We start from the raw sequence: 21,377 nt of genomic DNA, 5'->3' as shown, positions 1-21,377 counted from the left end.
GTGGTGTTTTTGATCGCCTGGCTCGGTGGGTATCTGACATGAATGAAATGACGACAATCACGACCGCCAAGGACTGGGCAAGCGACCAGGAGGTCCGCTGGTGTCCGGGCTGCGGCGATTATGCGGTCCTGAAGGCCGTGCAGCGGACGATGCCGGACCTCGGCGTCGCGCGCGAAAAGACGGTGTTCGTCAGCGGCATCGGCTGCTCCAGCCGCTTTCCCTATTACATGTCGAGCTACGGCTTCCACACCATCCACGGCCGCGCCCCGGCCTTCGCGACCGGCATCAAGCTCGCAAACCCGGAGCTCGACGTCTGGATCATCACCGGCGACGGCGACGCGCTCAGCATCGGCGGCAATCACACGATGCACATCCTGCGCCGCAACCTCGACTGCCAGATCCTGCTCTTCAACAATGAGATCTACGGCCTGACCAAGGGCCAATATTCGCCGACCAGCCGCGTCGGCACGCGCTCGCCATCGACGCCTTTCGGCTCCGTCGACCGGCCAGTGACGCCTTGCATGTTCGCGCTTGGCTCGGGCGCGCGCTTCGTTGCCCGCGGCATCGACGTCCACAAGAACCTGCCCGACGTCCTCAAGGCGGCGCACGCCCACAGGGGCGCGAGCTTCGTTGAAATCTACCAGAATTGCGTCGTCTATAATGACGACGTCTTCGCCGGATTCACCAACCGCGAAGTCGCCGCCGACAAACAGCTCTGGCTCAAGGCCGGCGAGAAGATGCTGTTCGCCAACGGCACAAAGGGCCTCGCGCTTGATGTCGAACGGCTGGCCCTGAAGGTCGTCGAGGCCGACGATCCCGCCGTCATCGTCCACGACCCGCGCAACAAGGGCATCGCCGCCATGCTGATCGCCATGCCGGAAAGCTTCCCTATGGCCTTGGGCGTCATTTACGAAAGCCCCGCGCCGACCTTCGACAGCGCCGTCGCCGAGCAGAACGCCAAGGTTTCCGAAGGCAAGAAGCCGGACCTTCAGGCCCTAGTCTCCAAGGGCCAGAGCTGGATGGTCGGCAAGGAACCGCGCGAGCTCTGACCGCCTAGCCCTCAGTGGACAACATCACCCATTCGTTGGCCGGCTGGGCGCTGGGCCAGGCCGGGCTGAAGACGCGCTCGCGAAAAGGCCTGGCGGCACTGATTCTTGGCGCCAACATGCCTGACATTGACGTCTTCTTCGGCAATGCGCCGTGGGATCCGCTCGCCATCCATCGTGGCTTCACCCACGGGCTGGTCGGCGGCGTGCTGTTCCTGCCGCCGGTGCTGGCCGGACTGCTCTGGCTGCTCGACCGCTGGCAATTGGGTCGTGGCACGGCGTTCAAGAGCGGACTGCCGATGCATTTCGGCTGGCTCGTGGCGCTCGCTTATTTGGGGGCGCTGACCCATCCGCTCCTGGACCTGCTGACCACCTATTCGATCCAGCTTTTCTCCCCATTGTCGCGGTCCTGGTATCACGCCGACGGCCTGTTCATTATCGACGTCTGGATTTGGCTGGTCCTTGGCGGGGCGATCTTCTGGTCGAAGCGCAGGGAGAAGAAGCGCCGGCCGTGGCGGCGCATTCCGCAAATCGCCATCGCCATCGTCATCGCCTACATCGGTGCCAACCTGCTGATCACCGAGCGTGCCGATTCCGCCGTCCGCGCGCTCCGACCCCAAGCGCAATCAATCTTCGCCTCGCCCCCGCCCTTCTGGTCATGGCGCCGCGACATCGTCTGGCGGGAGGACCATTGCTACGGTCGCGCCCGTTACGATCTGTTCGGCCAGGGTTTCACGGCCAGCAAGGCCTGCGAGCCGACGAACATGGCTGATCCTCTGGTTCGCTTCGCCGTCCGCACTGATCCTTCGCTTGCCAAGTTTCTGAAATGGTCGATCCTGCCGCAAGCGGATGTGACCCGCGGCAAATGCTTGGCGCGCGTGACCATTGGCGACGCCCGCTACGGCGAAGGCAAGCGCTCGCGGCTGGCGCGAGAAGCAGTGATCGCGATTCCCGGCGCGTGCCTCGACAATTCGCGTCGGCGTTCATAGTTCGGCGCCGATGAGCACGCGTGGCGAACATCTGGTCCGGGCCGACCGACGCTTTGCGACCGGCGGGCTGGCATTGCTGAAGCCGCTTGCGCCGGCGTTTCGGGTTGTCCTCGACAGGATCGATGCCGGCCTGCTGACCGGTGGCATCGACGCCACATTGCCGGACGGTTCACGTCGCCGCCTGGGCTTCCGGACAGACGGCCCGGTGGCAATCGTGCGGCTGAACAGCTGGCGGGCGATGCTGCGACTCGCCACATCGGGCTCGGTCGGCTGGTACAATGCCTGGCTCAAGGGCGAGTGGCAGAGCCCGGACCCGGTGCCGCTCTTCGACCTCTTCATGCGCAACGGCCGCTCACTGGGGCAGATCGGCCGCGCCAAGGGCTTGTTCAAGCTGGCCAACCGCGCGGCGCATGCGGTGCGCAAGAACACTCCGCTCGGAGCCCGCAAAAACATCCAGGCGCACTACGACCTGGGCAATGACTTCTACTCGGCCTGGCTCGACAAGAGCATGACCTATTCGAGCGCGGCGTTCGAGGATGGCGACAGCCTCGAAGAAGCTCAGGCGCGCAAGATTCACCTGCTGCTCGATCGCCTTCAATTGAAACCTGGCCAGCGCCTGCTCGAGATCGGTTGCGGCTGGGGAAGCCTCGCCGAGATCGCCGCCCGCGATTACGGGGTCGAGGTCGTCGGTCTCACCCTTTCGGAGGAGCAAAAGGCCTACGCCGACAAGAGGATGAAAAAGGCAGGACTGACCGACAAGGTTGAAATCCGTCTCGCCGATTATCGCGAACTCGATGAACGCTTCGACGCCGTCGCCTCGGTCGAAATGGTCGAGGCGGTCGGTCAGGAATATTGGGACGACTATCTCGCCGCCATCAGCCGAGCGTTACCGGAGGGCGGCCGCGCGGCGTTACAGCTTATCTCGATCGATCCCGCTCTATTCGACGCCTATGCCGCCAGCCCGGACTTCATCCAGACCTACATCTTCCCCGGCGGCATGCTGGTTCACGAGCCGCGCTTCGCTGCCATTGCCGGCGCGCATGACCTCAGCTGGGAGGGCCGCATCGGCTACGGCCAGCACTACGCCGAAACGCTGAAGGCCTGGCGTCAGCGCTTCGACGCCGCTGCCAGGCGCGGCCGCCTCGACGATTTCGCCGAGGAGTTCCGCCGCCTCTGGCGCTACTATTTGATGTATTGCGAGGGCGGCTTCCGTGGCGGCGGCATCGACGTCGCCCAGGTCACGATGGTGAAGGGCTAGGCTTCGACCCGGATGCGTTCGCCGGTGATGGCATCCGCCATCACACGCTCGAGGATCGCCTTGGCCACGACTTCCGGCGGCTTCACCGATGAGGGCTCCTCGCCGGGAAACGCCAGCTGCCGCATGCGGGTGCGGGTGGCTCCGGGATCGACGACATGGACCTTGATCCTGCCGACATGCTCGGTCTCGTCGGCATAGGACAGGACCAGTGTCTCGAGCGCTGCCTTGCTGCTGCCGTAGGCACCCCAGAAAGCGCGAGGCTCACTGCCGACCGACGAAGTCACGGCCACTAGATCGGCCCGCTCGGCATGGCGCAGCATGGGGTCGAAGGCCGCGATCAACGCTTGAGGCGCCAGCAGGTTGGTGGCGATGAGCCGGCTATATTCCTTGGCATCGATATGCTCGACCGGGGTCAGCGAGCCGAGCATCGCGGCATTGAGGACGAGCACGTCCAGCGCCTGCCAGCGTCCCGCGACTGCGGCGGCCAGCTTGGCGATGGACTCGCCGTCGGTAATATCGAGCGGTGCGATGGTGGCGCTGCCGCCGGCGTTGTGAATGCGCTCCTCGACATCTTCCAGCGCCTTGCCTGTCCGGGCGACAAGGATGACATGCGCGCCTGCTTCGGCGAGGGCTTCGGCGGTGGCGGCGCCGATACCGCGGCTGGCACCGGTAACGAGCGCCAGCTTGCCGGCGAGAGGCTTCGAATCAGTCATGGCCGCGCCTCTAGCGCGAGGCGACCAGCGAAAGCGAGCCGGAGTCTTTGCCGCCGACGTCGGTCAAGGCCGTCGGATAGTCGCCGGTGAAGCAGGCATCGCATCTTTGAGGATTCTGTCCATCACGGGTGTCGCCGAGCGCGCGGTAGAGGCCGTCGATCGAAATGAAGGCCAGGCTGTCGGCATTGATATAGTCGCGCATCGCCTCGACATTCATCTGTGCCGCAAGGAGTTTCGCGCGTTCCGGCGTGTCGACGCCGTAGAAGCAGCTATGCTTGGTCGGCGGCGAGGCAATCCGCATATGAACTTCTCGGGCGCCTGCATCGCGCATCATCTGCACGATCTTCACGGATGTAGTGCCACGAACGATGCTGTCGTCGATCAGGACAATCTTCTTGCCCTGGATCAAAGCAGAATTGGCGTTGTGCTTCAGTTTGACGCCCAAGTGGCGGACGTCCTGGCTCGGCTGGATGAAGGTCCGGCCGACATAGTGTGAACGGATAATGCCCAGTTCGAATGGGATGCCCGATTCCTGGCTGAAACCGAGCGCTGCGGGCACACCACTGTCGGGGACAGGGACGACATAATCTGCATCTACCGGGGCTTCGCGGGCCAGCTCAGCGCCGATGTTTTTGCGGACTTCGTAAACCGACGAGCCCTCGATGATGCTATCGGGCCGCGAGAAATAAACGTGCTCGAAGATGCAGGGCCGCGCCGCCGCCTTGGCGAACGGTTTGAATGACCGCAGGCCATCGTCGTTGATCAGCACCACCTCACCCGGCTCGACTTCTCGGACGAACTTCGCCCCGATGACGTCGAGCGCGACCGTCTCCGACGCGAAAATTGTTGAATGGCCGAGCCTGCCCATGACCAACGGCCGGATGCCAAGCGGGTCGCGGCAGGCGACAAGGCCTTGTTCCGTCAGGACGACCAAGGCGTAAGCGCCTTCGACCTGGTTCAGGGCATCGGTCAGGCGATCAAGCTGGGTCGAGTAGCTGGAGGTCGCGACGAGGTGGATAATGACCTCCGTGTCGCTGCTCGACTGGAAAATCGAGCCGCGGCGGTTGAGCGTCTTCCGAAGCGTCAGCGCGTTGGATAGATTGCCGTTGTGCGCGACCGCAAACCCACCCTCGGCCAAATCTGCAAATAGCGGCTGGATGTTCCGCAGGCCAGATTCGCCCGTCGTCGAATAGCGGACGTGGCCGATGGCTGCGCGCCCCGATAACTTTCGGATGACATCGTCGCGATCGAAGTTGCCGGCGACATGGCCCATCGCGCGATGCGAATGGAAATGCTTGCCGTCGAAGCTGGTGATGCCGGCGGCTTCCTGGCCGCGGTGCTGAAGGGCATGGAGACCCAATGCGACGAAGCTCGCGGCGTCGTCGGCGGCCCAAATGCCGAAAATGCCGCACTCCTCGTGCAGCTTGTCGTCGTCAAACGGATTAGTTGTCAGCATTTTGCCCGCGAATCCCAGCTTTTCCGTCATATAGGGGAGGGTTCGCCATTTGTCGCCCTTGGCCTGAACCCAGGTTGAAGGCCGCGGCCCTTATTGACTCCGCTGTCAATTCGCCTTGAGTGCGGGACGACCTTCAACGAGGAACGGACATGCCCAGCTACACCGCCCCAGTCCGCGACACGCGCTACGTCATCGATCACATCGTCGGCCTTCAGAATTATTCGAACCTGCCTGGATTCGCCGACGCGACGCCTGACATGGTCGAGGCGATCCTGACCGAGGGCGGCCGCTTCTGCGAGGAAGTGCTCCAACCATTGAACCGGGTCGGCGACGAGAATGGCTGTGTCCGCCATGACGACGGGTCGGTGACGACGCCGCCGGGGTTCAAGGATGCCTGGGACCAGTTCGTTGCCAACGGCTGGACGACCCTGTCGGCGCCGCAGGAATTTGGCGGGCAGGGGCTGCCGCACATCCTCTCGACCGCGATTGCAGAGTATCTCTGCTCGTCGAACCACAGCTTCGAGATGTACAACGGCCTGACCCAGGGCGCGATCGCCTCCTTAGTGGTCAAGGGTTCGGACGAGCAAAAGACCACCTATTTGCCGAACATGGTGTCGGGAAAATGGACCGGCACCATGAACTTGACCGAGCCGCATTGCGGGACCGATCTTGGTCTCATGAAGACACGTGCCGAGCCGCAGGACGATGGCAGCTACAAGCTCACCGGAACGAAGATCTTCATCTCGTCGGGCGAGCACGACCTCTCAGAAAATATCATCCACATGGTGATCGCGAAAATCGCCGGCGCGCCGGACAACGTCAAAGGCATTTCGCTTTTCATCGTCCCCAAGTTCCTGGTGAATGCGGACGGCTCGCTGGGCCCGCGCAACGCGGTCAGCTGCGGCTCGATCGAGCACAAGATGGGTATTCACGGCAATTCGACCTGCGTGCTCAACTACGACGGGGCGACCGGGTACTTGGTCGGCGAGCCCGAGAAAGGGCTCCAGGCGATGTTCATCATGATGAACGCCGCCAGGCTGGGCGTCGGCCTGCAGGGGCTCGCGCAGGGCGAAGTCGCTTACCAGAACGCGGTGGCCTATGCGAAGGATCGGAGGCAGGGCCGGGCACTAAAGCCTGAAAATCGCGACCCCGACGCCAAGGCCGATAGTCTCTTTGTCCACCCGGACGTTCGCCGCATGCTCATGGAGGCGAAAGCCTTCAACGAGGCCGCGCGCGCGTTGATCCTCTGGGGTGCGATGCAGGTCGACCTGTCGCGCAAGTCGCCGGACGAGGCGGAGCGGCAGTCGGCCGACGATCTGGTTTCGCTGCTGACGCCAGTCATCAAAGGCTACCTGACCGACAAGGGGTTCGAGGCGGCGGTCAACGGCCAGCAGGTGTTCGGCGGCCACGGCTACATTCGCGAATGGGGAATGGAGCAGTTCGTCCGCGACGCTCGCATTGCCCAGATTTACGAGGGGACGAATGGCGTTCAGGCGATGGACCTGGTGGGCCGCAAGCTTGCGCAGAACGGCGGGCGCGCTGTGCGCTTATTCTTTGAAACCGTAGGGCGCGATATCGCCGACGCCCGAGCAGCGGGCGATCCGGCGGGTGTCGCCGCTCCTCTCGAAGCGGCCGTCGGGCAGTTGCAATCGGCGACCATGTGGCTGGCGCAAAACGGCATGGCCGACCCGGACAACGCCGGTGCCGGAGCTTATGCCTACATGCAGTTGATGGGGTTGGTCTCGCTCGGCTGGATGTGGCTGAAAATGGCCGGTGCCTCTGACCGTCTGAAGGACGATTCCGGAGAAGACCGCGCCTTCCATGAGACCAAGATCGCCACTGCCCGCTTCTACGCTCAGCGCGAGCTGGTCACTGCGAGTGCACTCCGCAAAAAGGTCGAGGCGGGTGCCGAAAGCGTGATGGCGCTTCCGGTCGAAGCCTTCTAGCAAGCCGCGCGTCATGCCCCCGGCATGACTTGCTCGCTTGCTACTCGCCGACCGCCCGGTCGACGTACCAGGGCCGGAGCACCGGCTGGCCGCTTGATTTCTCGCGCTTGGGAGTGAGCCGCGACAGGTCGAACGGTTCGTCGAACTGCATTCCGAAGCGGCTCGACTGAGCCCAGCGGACACTGCCCGTCACTGGGCCGACGCCGACGATGTCGAGTGTCAGATGCGTCCCTGGCGCAACCGGGGCGGAGCATTCCACGAGCGCACCCATGCCGGAAATATTGCGAAGCCGGATTTCCTCTGTGCAGCCATTGATCATGGTAATGGCGCGGCGCATCAGTGTCTGGCGAGGCTCGCGAATGCAGCTGTATCCGTCGGCCTCGATGGTTGCGCTAGAGGCATATTCAGCGGCAGCCGTCGCATCGCCGGGCCGCCCGAAAATGAAGCCCTGGACCTGGCTGACGCCGAGCTCGCGGATGAGCTGGAGGTCATCATGGGTTTCGACGCCTTCGGCCGTGGTGTCCATCCCCAGACTTTCGGCCAAGCTGACAATGGCGCGGATGATGGCCGAGTTCCGGCTACCCGTAGACGCGGCACCGCGAACGAAGCTCTGGTCGATCTTGATCTTGTCGAAGGGCGCCTTTTTTAAATAGCCGAGCGACGAATAACCGGTACCGAAATCGTCTAGCGCCAATCGAACACCGAGTGCCTTCAGGTTGGCGAACGTCTCGTCGGTCGCGCTGTTATCGGCAAGGAAGACGCCCTCGGTGATCTCCAGCTCTAGCCGGCCGGCCCGCAGCTTATGCTCGTTAAGAACGGCCGAAATCGTCTCGACGATGTTGGGATTGTTGAACTGGATCGGCGACAGGTTGACCGCGATGCGCACCGGGTCGGGCCAGGTCGCGGCGTCCTTGACAGCCGTCCGCAGCACGAACGTGCCGATTTTCTCGATCATGCCGCATTCTTCAGCGAGCGGAATGAACTTGTCGGGCCCGATCGGCCCGCGCGCCGGGTGATTCCAGCGGACGAGTGCTTCGAAGCCGCAGACATCTTCGCCGGTCGTGCGAACAATCGGCTGATAGGCAACCCAAAGCTCGCCGCGATCCAGGGCCTGGCGCAGGTCGTTCTCCAGGATCTGCCGGTCCGAAGCTTCGGAGTGCATCGATTGCTCGTAAAAGCAGTGCTTGCCACGGCCAGCGGCCTTTGCCGCGTAAAGGGCGAGATCGGAGTTGCGGATCATGGCGTCGGCACAAGCCCGGCCCGGGTCGCCAATGGCGATGCCGACCGAAGCGCCAATTGAAATCTTATGGCCCTCGATCGTGTAGGGACGCGAAACCTGCTCGATCAGCGTCCGCGCCAGCGATTCCAGCAGGCCCGTTTCGACAATGCCTGGAAGCACTGCCTTGAATTCGTCGCCGCCAAGCCGGCCGACCTGGCCATGATTGCCCATCACGGTTTTCAGTCGATCGGCTACCTGGCGCAGGAGAGCGTCGCCGACAGGGTGGCCCAGCGTATCGTTGACGTTCTTGAACCGGTCGAGATCGATCAGGAACAGCGCGCAGCCCTTTTGACGCCTGGACGCGTTGCGCAACGCCTCTTCAAGTGTCTGACGCATCATAGCCCGGTTGGGCAGGCCGGTCAGCGAATCAAAGCGGGCGAGGCGGCTGATTTCCTGCTCTGTGCGCCGTTGCTCGGTGAGGTCGGCGCCGATACCCCGGAAGCCCATGAAGCGGCCGTGATCGTCGAAAATCGGGTTGCCCGACAGCGACCATTGGACGTCTTCGTTGGTTGCGGCACGGACCACGACGTCGGAGAAGGGGAAGCGAGCCGAGAGATGGAAGCCCAGTGTCTTGTGCTCTTCGCCGCCGGCACCATGGCTGGTATCCACCGACAGCAAATCGGTGAATTGGCGGCCGAGCAATTCTTCGCGCCCGCAATGGAAGTCATCGGCAAGCTGCAGTGAAACGTAGGACAGGGTGCCGAGATGGTTGGTTTCCCAGAACCAGCCGCGACCCGAGCCTTCGAACTCATGGACAAAGTGCAAGGCCTTGCGGGCCTCTTCGGCGAGCATACGCCGGCGGCGGGAAGCCGCGATCACGCCCCTTGAGTTGGCGAGACTGTAGGTGACGATCGCTGCCGACATGACGACCAGCGCCCCCGTAAGGACGAAGTCCTGGACGATGAGCGCAGCCGACCCGATCGCGACCAGCGCATTGGTGATCGAGGCTACTGGCGACTGGATTGCGACGAGGGCCCCGATGATCAGTCCGACGCCGATCGCCTGATCAGTGACCTGATCGTTGGGCATACCTTGATGGGCATGGGCCACGCTGACGAACAGGAGCCACAGCATTCCCGTCACGGCAATAAATCCGCAGATGCCTTTGGTCACGATGTGAGGTTCGAGGTTGGCGCGAATTCGCAGCAGGAAGGCGAAGGCGCCGTCCGCCGCGAGAACGAGGCCAAGCAGCAATATAGGCAGGATCATCTGGCTGAGGAAACTGTCGCAGATGCATTGCGCGAGAAGCGTAATTCCCCAAACTAGATGGCCTGCCGCGAGCAGCAAGGGTGCGTGATTGAAGGTGGCAACGCGCGACTCCGCGAGCCCGATCTCCTCGGGGTCGAACACGCGCTTCAGATCGAAAGTCATCAGGTCGCGGAAATCCATCCGGCCGTCGGCCGGCGTGTCCTTGTTCACAACCGCGATTTGCGTCCTACGCATCTGCTCCCCACAACCGAGACTCGCGGGGAAGATATGCGCGCGTAGGGGTTAACAGCCGGTCAAACCGATGCGGTTAGGCCGTTGTTAGTGATGATTTTTTGCCGATTGGCAGCGATCAACCTTCTTCCGGCAGGAAATCCGGCACAGACAGATAGCGCTCGCCAGTGTCGTAGTTGAACGTCAGGACACGGGGCCGCTCGCCAAGCTCGGACAGTTTCAGCGCCACGCCCGCGAGGGCAGCGCCTGATGAAATCCCGACAAGAAGGCCTTCTTCCCGCGCACAGCGGCGGGCCATTTCCTTGGCATCGTTCGCATCGACGTCGATGATGCCGTCGAGGATGCCCGTGTTGAGAATGCTGGGAACGAAATTGGCGCCAAGGCCCTGGATCGGGTGCGGGCCTGGGGCGCCGCCCGACAGGATTGGCGACAGGGCCGGCTCAACCGCGAAAACCTTCAGATTTGGCCACGCCTTTTTCAGTACCTCGGCGCAGGCGGTGATGTGGCCGCCGGTGCCGACGCCGGTGATCAAGGCATCGAGCGGCTGATCGGCGAAGTCGCGCAGGATTTCCTGCGCCGTCGTCCTGCTGTGAACCTCGACATTGGCAGGATTGTCGAACTGCTGGGGCATCCAGCTATTCGGAGTTTGGGAAATGAGTTCTTCGGCCCGCGCGACCGCCCCCTTCATGCCGAGGGCACGGTCAGTGAGGTCGAATTCGGCGCCATAGGCTAGCATCAGCCGGCGGCGCTCGACGCTCATGCTGTCCGGCATGACGAGGACGAGTTTATATCCCTTGACCGCGGCGACCATGGCCAGGCCGATGCCGGTGTTACCGCTCGTGGGTTCGATAATCGTGCCACCCGGCTTCAGTTTGCCGCTGCGCTCGGCATCCTCAATCATCGCGAGGGCGATGCGGTCCTTGATCGACGCGCCGGGATTCTGACGCTCAGACTTCACCCAGACCTCTGCCTTGTCGCCGAAGAGCCGGTTCAGGCGGATGTGCGGGGTGTTGCCGATGGTCTCCAGGACGTTGGCGGCCTTCATGCGGGCTTCTCCTCCATCAATGCGTCAGCGAGCGCGGTTGCCGGCGGGTCGAACGTCCGGGCTCGCCTGAGTTCGGGGAACAGATAGGACCAGAGGCCCGCGATTCCCATAGCCGCGGCTCCGCCAGCGACGACGGCGACCACCGGGCCGAGGATGGCGGCCGCGACTCCAGACTGGAGCTCGCCGAGTTCGTTCGAGGCGGAAATGGCTAGGCCCGAGACGGCAGACACCCTGCCGCGCATGGCGTCCGGCGTGTGGAGTTGCACCAGGCTCGAGCGGACATAGACCGAGAGCATGTCAAAGCCGCCCAGGAATACCAAAGCCGCAAGCGACAGCGTCATTGATTTGGACAGTCCGAATATCACGGTCATCAGGCCGAAGGCGGCGACGGACAGCAACATCTTGGCGCCCACATTCCGTCTCAATGGCGCGAAGCTGTACCAAAGCGCGACGATTGCCGCCCCGACAGCAGGCGCGCCACGCAGTAGGCCGAGGCCTTCGGTCCCCACCTTAAGGATATCCCGAGCGTAAACCGGAAGCATCGCAGTCGCACCGCCGAGCAGGACTGCAAACAGGTCGAGCGTGATCGCACCCAGCAGGAAGCGATGGTGTCTGACATAGGTCACGCCCTCGATCATCTGGCGGATCGGATGCCGCTCACCCTGGATGGGCGGTGGCACCACACGCCGGATCGGAGTTAGCGCAACCATGGCGACCAGCATGAGCGCCGCCGCGGCAAAATATGGCGCTGAGGGATGCGCGGCGTAGAGGAAGCCTCCCAGTGCGGGCCCGACAACCGAACCCGTTTGCCAGGCGATCGAGCTCATGGCGATTGCCTTTGGCAACTGCTCGGGCGGCACGATGTTCGGCGCGATGGCCGCCATCGCCGGATTAACGAACACGCGGGCAACACCGTGCAGTGCCGCGAGCGTGAAGAGCAGCGGCAGGCTGAGGATGGCCTGATACGTGATCGTCGCTAGCGATAGCGCGACGACCAAGTCGATCGCGTTGGCGATGCGGGCGACGGTCCGGCGCTCGAACCTGTCCGCCGCCCATCCGGCGACTGGGGTCAGCAGCGCGATGGGAATGAACTGGCTGAGGCCCACAAGGCCGATCTGGAAGGAGGCTTCCTTAATCGACATGCCATAGGCGGATCGGGCGACGTCGTAGACTTGGTAACCGATGATGACGACCATCCCCATGGTCGCGAGCACGGCGGCGAAGCGCGCGATCCAGTAAAGCCTGAAGTCGGGGATTCGCAGCGGTTCGGGGAAGGACAGCATCGCCTCCGCGCCTAGCCGCGCCATGACGCCTCGACAAGCAGCGCGGGCGCGCTAGGTTGCGCGCCCGTTTCCCTGGGCAAGGAGTCTGGCCATGAAGCTTCCGTTCCTGATGACCTCGGTGGTGGCAGCTGCGCTGGCGGTGGCCGGGTGCAAGGTATCGGAGGCTCCCCAGAACGGGACGGCGCAGTCCGGCGCGCAGCAGGGTGATTGGGCGGCTTTCGTCAACAATTTCATCGAAGCCAGTTTCAAGGCAAACCCAGGCTTCGCGGTGGGCCAGGGCCGCCACGAGTATGACGGGCAGGTCGGCGATTTGTCGGAAGCCGGTATTTCCGCCGAAGTCGCGCGCCTCAAGAAGGCGATCGCCGATGCCCAGGCCTACGGCGACGACAAGCTCGATGCCCAGCAGCGCTATCAGCGCGACTATTTGATCGCGGTCGCCAAAGGGCAGTTGTTCTGGATCGACCCCGAGGGCGCCGACCAGCTTCATAATAATCCCGCCGCTTACCTCGGCGCCTTCGACCCGTCGGTCTACGTCACGGTGCCTTATGCGCCCAAGGAACAGCGGCTGAAGTCGTACATCAAGTTCCTGCAGACCATCCCGACCACCGCCGAGCGGATGCGGGCCAATATCAAGACGCCGATGGCGACCAGCTTTGTCGATTACGGCAAGTCGGCGTTCGGCGGCTTCGTCGAATATTACCCGGGCGATGGCATGGCGGCCTGGAAGGGCATCGGTTCGTCCGAAGACCAACAGGCGCTGAAGACCGCGACGGACAATGCGGTCAAGGCAATGAAGGGAGTCGCGGCATGGGTCGAAAGCCAGCGCGGCGCCTCCAAACCCAACTTTGCGCTCGGCAAGGCGAAATTCCAGCGCATGCTGGCCGATACCGAGATGGTGACGACGCCGATCGACCAACTCGAGCAGATTGGCCGCGCGGACCTTGCCGCGAACCAGAAGCTTCTCACTGAGGCCTGCTCGCGCTACGCGGCGGGCCAGACGATCGAGGCCTGCATGGCCAAGATGTCAGCCAACAAGCCGCAGGGCGGAGCCGTCGCCGGCGCCCGCGCCCAGCTCGCCGGCCTGAAGCAGTTCATCATCGATCATGACATCGTCACGATCCCGGGACCGGAAGAAGCGAAGGTCGAGGAGGCGCCGCCCTACAACCGGCAGAACTTCGCCTACATCAACATTCCGGGGCCGTACGAAGAGGGCTTGCCATCCGTCTATTACATCGCCCCGGCGGACCCGAGCTGGCCGAAGGCCGAGCAGGACGCGTTCGTGCCTGGTCAGGCGGATTTGTTGTTCACGTCGGTCCACGAAGTCTGGCCCGGCCACTTCCTCAACTTCCTGCACGCCAACCGGTCGAAGGATATCTTCGGCAGGATCTTTGTCGGCTACGCCTTTGCCGAGGGATGGGCGCATTACACCGAGGAGATGATGCGCTTGAAAGGCGTCGGCGGCGGCACCGACGAGACGCTGATCGGACAGCTGTCAAATGCCCTGTTGCGCGATTGCCGCTTCCTGTCGGCGATCGGCATGCACACCGGGTCCATGACCCAGGCGCAAAGCTATGATCTCTTCCAGAAGCAATGCTACCAGGATGCCGGCAATGCCCGGCAGCAGGCGGCGCGGGGCACCTATGACCCGGCGTACCTCAACTACACGATGGGCAAGCTCATGATCCGCAAACTGCGGGACGACTGGTCGGCCAGTCGGGGCGGGGAGAAAGCTTGGAAGGAATTTCACGACCAGTTCCTGAGCTTCGGCGGGCCGCCGATACCGTTGGTCCGGCAGCAGATGATGGGCGGCAAGGCCGAAGCCGTCTTCTAGGGCTTTTCGTTCTCTCTTTGTTCGCGTAAGCTGCAGGCATGGCGAAGCTCAAGACCCGATACGTCTGCCAGGCCTGCGGCTCGGTTTCCATGCGCTGGCAGGGGCAATGCCCTGACTGCGCCGAGTGGAACACGCTGGCGCAGGAAGCATCGGTCGAGAGCATCTTCGCCGCCAAGCACGATTTGTCTGGCGGCGGTCAGGCGATCCGCCTCGTCGGCCTGGATACAGAGGTCGCGTTGCCGGAGCGCATCGTCACCGGCATTGCAGAGTTCGACCGGGCGATTGGCGGCGGTATCGTCCCCGGTTCGGCCATGCTAGTCGGGGGCGATCCCGGCATCGGCAAGTCGACACTGCTGTTGCAAGTGGCGGCACGACTGGCGTCGAGCGGTAAGCGCGTAGTCTATGTCTCGGGGGAGGAAGCCGCAAACCAGGTCCGTCTAAGGGCATTGCGGCTTGGCCTCGGCGGTGCGCCTGTCGAATTGGCGGCTGCAACTTCGGTTCGCGACATCCTCACCACCCTCGGCAATGGCGAGGCGCCGGCGCTGCTCGTCATTGACTCCATCCAGACCATGCATTCCGACCTGATCGAGGGCGCGCCCGGCACAGTCAGTCAGGTCCGCGCCTCGGCGCAGGAGCTTGTGCGCTTCGCCAAGCAGCAGGATATGGCCCTAGTCCTGGTTGGCCACGTCACGAAGGACGGCACCATCGCCGGGCCACGCGTGCTCGAACATATGGTCGACACGGTGCTGAGCTTCGAGGGCGAGCGCAGCCACCAATACCGCATCCTCCGCGCCATGAAGAATCGCTTCGGCGGCACCGACGAGATCGGCGTCTTCGCCATGGAGGCCGGCGGTTTGGCCGAAGTCGGTAACCCCTCGTCGTTGTTCCTTACCCGCCGCGACGATCCGGTGAGCGGTACTTCGATCTTCCCGGCGCTCGAGGGCACTCGCCCCGTCCTGGTCGAGATTCAGGCGCTGACCGTGAGGCTGGCAAGCGGCGCGACGCCTCGCCGAGCCGCGGTCGGTTGGGACGGCGGCCGGCTGGCGATGATCCTTGCCGTGCTGGAAGCGCGTTGCGGCATCAGTTTCGCTTCGGTCGAGGTCTACCTGAATGTCGCTGGTGGTTACCGGCTGACCGACCCCGCCGCCGACCTCGCCGTTGCCGCGGCGCTCGTGTCGGCCTTGTCCGAGCGTCCGATTCCATCCGAAGCCATCATCCTCGGAGAGATCGCCTTGTCCGGAGAAATCCGGCCGGTTGCCCATGCGGGCCTGAGGCTCAAGGAAGCGGCCAAGCTCGGGTTCGAGCGGGCATGGGTGCCTTCTGGAACTGCCGATGCGAAGGGCATTGGGTTGGCGTACTTCGGCAATCTTCGCGCCTTGGTCGACCAGATCCTCGGGAGATAGGGCTGGAATCTGGCCCGACCGCCCGCTAGCGCGGGGCCATGACCGCGCTCGACATCTTTGTTGTCCTTCTCCTCGGCGGAGCCGCGCTGATTGGCTTCATCCGCGGCTTCGTTCACGAAGTGCTGGCGCTTTTTGCTTGGATCGTCGCCATCGTCGCGCTGAAGTTCCTGCACAACCCGTTGCAGCATGCACTGGTCGGCCCGGTCGGCAGTGATCCCGGCGCCTCGATCGTCGCTTTCGCCCTGATTTTCTTCCCCGTTTACATCGCCGTGAAGCTGTTTGCTCGAGCGGTCGGCGGCAAGGCGCGACGTTCGCTCCTCGGTCCCGTCGACCGCATGCTCGGGGGCGGGTTCGGCATGCTCAAAGGCCTGCTTGGCGCGACGCTTTTCTTCCTCTTGGCCAATCTTGCCACCGACATGGTCTACGGTGCACGCGCCGACCGTCCGGAGTGGATGACCAGTTCGCGCACCTATCCCTTGCTTAACGCGACCGGGCGCGCAGTCGTCGATTGGGTCGAAACCAGACGCGGTGACGGTGAAGTGGACCGCGCATCGTGATCCAGCTGCACGACACCTTGTTGCGGGAAAAAAGGCCGTTCGTTCCGCAGAACCCGCAACGCATCACGATGTATGTTTGCGGGCCGACGGTCTACGGACGCGCCCACATCGGCAATGCCCGGCCGGCGGTGGTTTTCGACACGCTGTCTCGATTGATCCGGCACCAGTTCGGCACCGATAGTTTCGTCTATGCGCGCAATGTCACGGACGTCGACGACAAGATCATCGCCGCCGCCGAGAAGGAAGGCGTCGGTCCCTCGGTGATCACGGAGCGCTACGAGCGCATCTACCTCGAAGACATGGGCGCGCTGGGCGTCCAGCCGCCCGACATCGCGCCACATGCCACCCGCGAGATCCCGGCGATGATTGGCATGATCGAGCGGCTGATCGATCGCGGCAATGCCTACGCCGCCGATGGCCACGTGCTCTTCAATGTGCCGTCGCATGACGATTATGGCGAGCTGTCGCGGCGCGACCGTGAGGCGATGCTAGCGGGTGCGAGGGTCGAAGTTGCCCCTTACAAGCGCGATCCGGCGGACTTCGTGTTGTGGAAGCCCAGCGGCAAAGGCGTCGTCGGCTGGGATTCGCCTTGGGGCCGTGGACGCCCCGGCTGGCATATCGAATGCTCGGCGATGATCGAGGCGCACCTTGGCGAGACCATCGACATTCACGGCGGCGGCCTCGACCTCATTTTCCCGCATCACGAGAATGAAATCGCTCAGAGTCGCTGCGCTCATGGCGGCATCCCGCTGGCGCGCTACTGGGTGCACAACGGCTTCGTCGACATGGGCAGCGAGAAAATGTCCAAGTCGCTGGGCAATATCGTCACCGTCGGCGACCTGCTCGAGCAGGGACATCGCGGCGAGGTGCTGCGACTTGCGCTACTGTCGGCGCATTATCGCCAGCCGCTCAGCTGGACCGAAGCTCTGGTCGTTCAGTCGAAAGCCCTGCTCGACCGGCTCTATCGCGCGGCAGGCGATGCTGAGCCCGGTGAGGTAGACGATGAGGTGTTCGCTGCGCTCGCGGACGATCTCAATACGCCGCTCGCTTTGTCACGCCTCGCGGCTATCGACGACCCCGCCACGCTTCGCGCCAGCGCTCGGCTGATGGGTTTCCTCGACCAAGGAGGAGAACAGTGGTTCCGGGGCGAGGGTGATGAGCGAGTGGAGGGGCTCATCCTAGCCCGTGCCGAAGCCAAGGCTCGCCGGGATTTCGCAGAAGCCGACCGCATCCGCGATGAGCTGAAGTCCGAGGGCGTGCTCTTGGAGGACGGGCCTCAAGGAACTACGTGGCGAAGGGCGTGAACCAGCCGCTCTACACGATCGAGATCCTGCGGCTCGCTGCCGACATTCCACATCTCACGCCGCTCAAGGATCCGCACGGGCAAGCCGAGGTCCGATCGCCGACCTGCGGAAGCAAGGTGTCAGCCCAAGTCATCCTTGACGACACCGGGCGCGTTACCGACTTCGGGCAGCAGGTCGAGGCCTGCGCATTTGGCCAGGCTAGTGCTGCATTACTCGGCGCGAATGCCATCGGGCGCAGCGAGCTCGAAGCCGAGAAAGCTCTCGCCGATTTTAGCGGCTGGCTGGAGGGTGCGCGAAACAATCCAGGGGACTGGCCGAACCTCGACGTACTAACCCCCGCGAAGAACCGGCGAGGCAGACACGGAGCCATGCGACTCCCGTTTCTTGCGTTACTCGCGGCCATCCGAGACGCGGAAGGCCAGACCCCATGAGCGGCTTCCTCACCGCCGCCGCCGTGATGCTCGGCGGCGCTGTACTGTTTGTGATCCTGTTCCGCCGCCTCGGGCTCGGCGCTACCTTGGGTTATATCGTCAGCGGGGCGATCCTTGGGCCTTACGCCCTGAATCTCGTTGGCGAGGCGGAGACGATACAGAGCGTTGCCGAAATCGGTATCGCGCTCCTGCTCTTCATCGTCGGACTGGAACTTCAACCCAGCCGGCTTTGGCGGTTGCGGCACGATATCTTCGGTCTCGGCCTGTTGCAGGTGACGATCGCCGGCCTTGCCCTCGCCTTGCTGATTCACTGGACGCTCGAGTTCAGCTGGGAAGCCAGCCTCGCACTGGGCCTCCCGCTCGCCCTTTCATCGACGGCGCAGGTACTGCCGATGCTGCGCAGCACCGGGGAGCTCAACACGCCTTATGGCGAGAGGGCCTTCTCGATCCTGCTGTTTCAGGATCTATCGATCATTCCCCTGATCACCATCATTGCCGCCATGTCGAGGTCGCCGGATCCTGAAGCGGTTGGCGGTTGGCAGTTGGTGCTTTTCACCGTCCTCGCGGTCGCCGGGCTGGTCGTCGCGGGGCGTTTCCTGCTCAATCCGCTCTTCCGCCTCATCGGTCGCTTCAACGAGCGCGAATTGTTCGTTGTTGCGGGCCTGTTTGCGGCCGTCGGCAGCGCGGCGCTGATGCATTACCTGCATTTGTCGGTTGCGCTCGGCGCCTTTGTCGCTGGCGTGATGCTCGCAGAATCGCCTTACCGGCACGAGCTGGAAAGCGATGTGGAGCCGTTCCGGTCGATCCTGCTCGGCCTCTTCTTCATGTCCGTCGGCATGATGTTGGACCTGTCGGTGATCGCGTCGCGACCGCTGATGGTCCTGGGATTGGCGATCATGGTCATCGCGGTGAAGGCGGCGGTGCTGTACCCGCTGGCGCGATGGTTCAAGATGCGGCCGGGGCGATCGATCTCCATCGCCCTGCTTCTGAGCCAAGCCGGCGAGTTCGGCTTTGTCCTCTTCTCGCAAGCGACGGCAGCACAGCTAATTTCGCCCGAGGCCGCGTCCCTGTTCGGTGCTGTGGTCACCCTGTCGATGGTGTCGACTCCGTTCCTGATGATGCTGATTGAATATCTGCAGCGCCGCCGTCCGGAGCAGCATTCGGATCTTGAGGGCCCCGAATTCTCGCCGGAGACCAACGCGATCGTCGTTGGCTATGGCCGTTTTGGTCAGACCGTGGCGCAAATGCTCTACGCCAAGCGCATCCCGGTCACGTTGATCGACAGCAATGCTCGCCAGATCGAGAGGGTCGGCGAGTTCGGGCACAAGGTCTATTACGGCGACGGCACCCGCATAGACCTGCTTCGGACGGCTGGGGCGGAAACCGCGGAAGCGATCCTGTTCTGCCACGATGATCGCAGCTTCTCGCGCGACAAGCTTGAAGCCGTGCTGGAGGCCTTTCCGCAGGCGAAGGTCATGGTCCGCGTCTTCGACCGCATCGAGGAAATAGCCCTCGATGGGTTGGATGTTGACCTGATCCAGCGCGAGGTTTTCGAAAGCGCGATGACGATGGGGAGCGCGGCGCTTCAAGCGTTGCGCGTCGCCGATCGAGAGGTTGTGCGGGTGGAACGCGAATTTCGAGTCCGCGACAGTGATCGGCTGCACGCGCAAAGCCAAACCGGAGATCTTCACGCAGGTGCGGAGCGTAGCTTCGCTGCTGACCGAGGTCTTCCGGATGAGCCTGCCGACCCGGCCAAATCCTGCGGCTAAGCGAGAAAGGCAGCGAGACGGCTCGCGTCGACGTCTCGGGCAACGAAGACCTGGCCAATGCCCTTGGCAAGGATAAGTGTCGGTCCGGCGGCGGTCCATTTCTTGTCGGCCCTCATCGCCGCGAAAATTGCGGGCCCGATCAAGCCAACGTCAGCAATTCTCACGGGCAGCCCCGCGGATCGGAGGTGAGTCTTGACCCTCTCAGTGTCGTCGGCCGGGCAAAGTCCGAGCTCGGCAGAGAATTCAAAGGCCAGCACCATGCCGATCGCCACAGCTTCGCCATGAAGCAGGTTTTGGCCCGCTAGCGCTTCGATGGCATGGCCGAAGGTGTGGCCAAGGTTGAGCAGGGCTCGGGTTCCCAGAGTGTCCTCCGGATCGGCCGAGACGAAGCGCGCCTTGGCGCGGATGCAATGCTCGATCGCGGCGCGGCGAGCAGTACCGGCCCCAGCGATTACTGCTCCGCCATTGGCTTCGCACCATTCGAATAAGCCGCGATCGTCGATCAGCCCATATTTGACGACTTCGGCATAACCGGAACGCATCTGACGCTCGTCAAGTGTGTCGAGGAGGGCCGGATCGGCAATGACCAATAGCGGATGGTGAAAGCTGCCGACCAGGTTCTTCTGGCCGGCGGCGTCGATCGCGGTCTTGCCGCCGATGGCGCTGTCGACCTGGGCAAGCAACGTGGTGGGCACATGAATGATCGGGCAACCGCGCTTGAATATTGACGCTGCGAGCCCGGCAACATCGCCGACCGATCCACCCCCGAGTGCAATGATGGGCGTACCGCGCTTGACGTCCAGCGCTGCCAGACGGTCCGTGATTTCGGCCAGGACGCTCCAATCCTTGGCGGCTTCGCCGGCAGGAACGAGGACGGGTTCATCGAGTGCTACTGATGCGAATGCCCGCCCATAGAGTTCAAACACCCGAGTATCGCTGACCAGTGCCAGGCGGCGCCCGTTGGCAATCCCGGCAAGCTTTGGAACGGCCTCTGCAATGTTCTCCACCAGTACGTCGTAGTCGGCGTCGCAATGCGCCACTCGAATGGTGCTCATGCGCTGAGGTGTTCGGCCAGAGCGTCGATAATCCGGTCGACGACCTCGCCATGGCCCTGGATGCCGCTGCGAATGTGGATGTGCGCCTCGGCGTATGAGGCCCGTCGCTCGTCCGCCAGCCTGGACAAGGTCGCCTTTGGATCAGGTGTCCGAAGCAATGGCCGGGTGTCCCGTCGTGAGGTTCGTTCGCGCAGAATATCGACAGGGGCGTCGAGCCAGATCGTGATTGCGCGCTGGTTGAGGAGTTCGCGCGTCCGAGGATCTACGAAAGCGCCGCCACCGGTGGCGATGACGCCGACACGGCCGTCCACCAGGCGAGCGACCAGCCGCCGCTCTCCGTCGCGGAAATCCTTCTCGCCGAACCGTTCGTAAACCTCGGCTGCGCTGAATCCAGCGGCGTCTTCGATAGCGGAATCGCTGTCGACGAAGGGCAGGCCAAGCCGCTTCGCAAGGCGCTTGCCCACCGTCGATTTGCCCGCACCCATCAATCCAACCAGGACAATTGGCCGATCGAGACGCCCCGAGAGCTTTTCCACAAAGCAGGGCTATACATGGGCTTGTCTGGTCGGGCA

Annotated in this window: 17 protein-coding genes; 10 read left to right on the top strand and 7 right to left on the bottom strand. The window is 63.4% G+C overall.

The features are described 5' to 3' along the window. The first annotated feature begins 38 nt into the window (after window positions 1–38). From LZ536_RS10560 to LZ536_RS10550, 3 genes are read left to right on the top strand one after another with little or no spacing between them, the layout of a single operon-like run. Complete coding sequence (locus tag LZ536_RS10560; protein WP_249848755.1) at window positions 39–1,049, top strand: 2-oxoacid:ferredoxin oxidoreductase subunit beta; 1,011 nt, start codon at window positions 39–41, stop codon at window positions 1,047–1,049. A 14-nt stretch (window positions 1,050–1,063) separates the two neighbouring features. Further along, a complete protein-coding gene (locus LZ536_RS10555; protein WP_249848754.1) occupies window positions 1,064–2,035 on the top strand; it encodes a metal-dependent hydrolase in 972 nt (323 codons plus the stop codon). Window positions 2,036–2,045: 10 nt separating this feature from the next. Further along, a complete protein-coding gene (locus LZ536_RS10550) occupies window positions 2,046–3,293 on the top strand; it encodes an SAM-dependent methyltransferase (RefSeq protein ID WP_249848753.1) in 1,248 nt (415 codons plus the stop codon). On the opposite strand, the gene LZ536_RS10545 is transcribed toward LZ536_RS10550, so the two are convergent. Both LZ536_RS10545 and purF read right to left on the bottom strand, forming a co-directional pair. Further along, entirely contained in the window at window positions 3,290–4,006 is a 717-nt protein-coding gene (locus tag LZ536_RS10545) for an SDR family NAD(P)-dependent oxidoreductase (RefSeq protein WP_249848752.1), read from the bottom strand. The two genes, LZ536_RS10550 and LZ536_RS10545, sit on opposite strands and share 4 nt — an antisense overlap. A 10-nt stretch (window positions 4,007–4,016) precedes the next feature. Next, window positions 4,017–5,462: an amidophosphoribosyltransferase gene (purF, locus tag LZ536_RS10540; RefSeq protein WP_249848751.1), complete on the bottom strand. Its 1,446-nt coding sequence runs from the start codon at window positions 5,460–5,462 to the stop codon at window positions 4,017–4,019. A 149-nt stretch (window positions 5,463–5,611) separates the two neighbouring features. Here purF and LZ536_RS10535 point away from each other — a divergent pair, with 149 nt between their 5' ends. Then, window positions 5,612–7,408 (top strand): acyl-CoA dehydrogenase C-terminal domain-containing protein, encoded by a 1,797-nt coding sequence (locus LZ536_RS10535; RefSeq protein ID WP_249848750.1) that lies wholly within the window; start codon window positions 5,612–5,614, stop codon window positions 7,406–7,408. A gap of 40 nt (window positions 7,409–7,448) precedes the next feature. On the opposite strand, the gene LZ536_RS10530 is transcribed toward LZ536_RS10535, so the two are convergent. The 3 genes from LZ536_RS10530 to LZ536_RS10520 all read right to left on the bottom strand — a co-directional run bounded on the left by LZ536_RS10530 (window position 7,449) and on the right by LZ536_RS10520 (window position 12,479). Beyond that, a complete protein-coding gene (locus LZ536_RS10530; RefSeq protein ID WP_249848749.1) occupies window positions 7,449–10,130 on the bottom strand; it encodes a putative bifunctional diguanylate cyclase/phosphodiesterase in 2,682 nt (893 codons plus the stop codon). A 115-nt stretch (window positions 10,131–10,245) separates the two neighbouring features. Further along, window positions 10,246–11,172 carry a cysteine synthase A gene (cysK, locus tag LZ536_RS10525; protein WP_249848748.1) on the bottom strand — a complete coding sequence of 309 codons (927 nt, stop codon included), beginning with the start codon at window positions 11,170–11,172 and terminating at the stop codon, window positions 10,246–10,248. Beyond that, window positions 11,169–12,479, bottom strand: a complete 1,311-nt coding sequence (locus tag LZ536_RS10520; RefSeq protein ID WP_249848747.1) for an MFS transporter — start codon at window positions 12,477–12,479, stop codon at window positions 11,169–11,171. Before LZ536_RS10520 ends, cysK begins: the two co-directional genes overlap by 4 nt. A gap of 67 nt (window positions 12,480–12,546) precedes the next feature. Between LZ536_RS10520 and LZ536_RS10515 the strand changes: the two genes are divergently transcribed. From LZ536_RS10515 to LZ536_RS10490, 6 genes are read left to right on the top strand one after another with little or no spacing between them, the layout of a single operon-like run. Continuing rightward, a complete protein-coding gene (locus LZ536_RS10515) occupies window positions 12,547–14,286 on the top strand; it encodes a DUF885 domain-containing protein (protein WP_249848746.1) in 1,740 nt (579 codons plus the stop codon). Window positions 14,287–14,324: 38 nt separating this feature from the next. Continuing rightward, window positions 14,325–15,689: a DNA repair protein RadA gene (gene radA, locus LZ536_RS10510; RefSeq protein ID WP_249848745.1), complete on the top strand. Its 1,365-nt coding sequence runs from the start codon at window positions 14,325–14,327 to the stop codon at window positions 15,687–15,689. Window positions 15,690–15,727: 38 nt separating this feature from the next. Next, on the top strand, window positions 15,728–16,246 hold the full coding sequence (locus LZ536_RS10505; protein WP_249848744.1) for a CvpA family protein: 519 nt from the start codon (window positions 15,728–15,730) through the stop codon (window positions 16,244–16,246). Further along, window positions 16,243–17,550: a cysteine--tRNA ligase gene (cysS, locus tag LZ536_RS10500; protein WP_249848743.1), complete on the top strand. Its 1,308-nt coding sequence runs from the start codon at window positions 16,243–16,245 to the stop codon at window positions 17,548–17,550. Before LZ536_RS10505 ends, cysS begins: the two co-directional genes overlap by 4 nt. Beyond that, a complete protein-coding gene (locus LZ536_RS10495; RefSeq protein WP_249848742.1) occupies window positions 17,535–17,981 on the top strand; it encodes an iron-sulfur cluster assembly scaffold protein in 447 nt (148 codons plus the stop codon). Before cysS ends, LZ536_RS10495 begins: the two co-directional genes overlap by 16 nt. Then, complete coding sequence (locus tag LZ536_RS10490; RefSeq protein WP_249848741.1) at window positions 17,978–19,750, top strand: monovalent cation:proton antiporter-2 (CPA2) family protein; 1,773 nt, start codon at window positions 17,978–17,980, stop codon at window positions 19,748–19,750. Before LZ536_RS10495 ends, LZ536_RS10490 begins: the two co-directional genes overlap by 4 nt. Here LZ536_RS10490 and aroB read toward each other — a convergent pair. Together aroB and LZ536_RS10480 are read right to left on the bottom strand one after the other, a co-directional pair. Beyond that, window positions 19,747–20,805 (bottom strand): 3-dehydroquinate synthase, encoded by a 1,059-nt coding sequence (gene aroB, locus LZ536_RS10485; RefSeq protein WP_249848740.1) that lies wholly within the window; start codon window positions 20,803–20,805, stop codon window positions 19,747–19,749. The two genes, LZ536_RS10490 and aroB, sit on opposite strands and share 4 nt — an antisense overlap. After that, entirely contained in the window at window positions 20,802–21,341 is a 540-nt protein-coding gene (locus LZ536_RS10480) for a shikimate kinase (protein ID WP_348538837.1), read from the bottom strand. Before LZ536_RS10480 ends, aroB begins: the two co-directional genes overlap by 4 nt. Window positions 21,342–21,377 lie beyond the last annotated feature (36 nt).

The sequence above is a fragment of the Sphingomonas alba genome (assembly GCF_023516555.1).
Taxonomy (GTDB): Bacteria; Pseudomonadota; Alphaproteobacteria; order Sphingomonadales; family Sphingomonadaceae; genus Sphingomicrobium; species Sphingomicrobium album.
Note: the sequence above shows the minus strand (reverse complement) of the source record. Positions and strands in the feature narration are given on the sequence as shown.